The following is a 1,059-nucleotide window of genomic DNA, read 5'->3' as shown; positions in this document are numbered from 1 at the left end:
AGGACCGGTTCCGCGTCCTCGGTGGTGGCGGGGTCGGTGGCCTCCGCGACCGGGCCGGGGGGCGGGGGCGGCACGGCGGGTTCGTCGCTCCGGTCGTCCCCGCCGAGCTTGTCGATCGCGGCCATGATCACTCCGAGGACCGCCAGGTAGACGCCCACGTCGAAGACCAACGCAGTGGTGAGGTGCACGTCGCCGAGGTAGGCGTGCAGCGGCAGGAGGAACGAGCCGTCCACGAAGCCCGCGAGACCCGTGACGACCCCGATGACCACTCCCGCCGCGATGACCGCGACGTATGGGACCCGGATCCGCGCCGCCTCGTCCCTGGGTGCGCGCAGGTAGTAGATCGCGATTCCGGCCCCGCCGATGAGCGCGGAGTTGAAACCTCCGCCGGGGGCGTTGTGGCCGCGCACGAGGAAGTAGAGAGAGAGGAACACGATCAGGGGGCCCAGTACCCGGGCGAACGTGCGGAGGAAGACCCCGTTGTCCTCGGCGGGCAGGAGCGGCGAATTCGAGGGGACGGAGAGACGCACCTGGCGACGGGGCAGGGTGCGCCTGGCGTGCAGAGCCAGGACCACCGCGAGTCCGGCCACCCCGAGCACGGTGAGTTCGCCGAGGGTGTCCAGCGCTCGGTAGTCCACCAGGACGGTGTTGACCACGTTGATGCCACCGGTGTCCTCCTCCGCGTTGTCGAGGAAGTACCGCCCGACATCGGAGAGTTCCCGGCGACCGGTCATGGCCCACACCGCCGCGCCCGAGGCCAGGCCGATCACGATCGCGACGGCCGCGCTGACGAGCATGCGTGAGCGGGAGACCATGTGGAAGGTGGGGGGGAGTCGCTGGAGGACCAGGACGATGACGACGACGGTGAGGACCTCGACGAGGAGTTGGGTCAAAGCCACGTCGACCGCACCGAGAGTGAAGAACCACAGCGCCATGGCGAACCCGACGATCCCGACGTTCGCGACGGCGCCGACCCTGGAGCGGGAGATGACCATGGCTGCGGTCCCCACCACGAGCAGTAGCACCACCACCCAGTCCTCCGCCCGGACGGGTGAGCCC

The 1,059-nt window shown here is 70.0% G+C and carries 1 protein-coding gene; it reads right to left on the bottom strand.

Annotated features, from left to right (window positions below):
- On the bottom strand, positions 1 to 1,059 hold a 1,059-nt coding region (mbhE, locus tag G6020_RS17010), incomplete at both ends, for a hydrogen gas-evolving membrane-bound hydrogenase subunit E (protein WP_241732636.1).

The organism is Dietzia sp. B19 (assembly GCF_014145155.1).
Classification (GTDB): Bacteria; Actinomycetota; Actinomycetes; order Mycobacteriales; family Mycobacteriaceae; genus Dietzia; species Dietzia natronolimnaea.
This window is presented reverse-complemented; position numbering and strand designations above follow the sequence as displayed.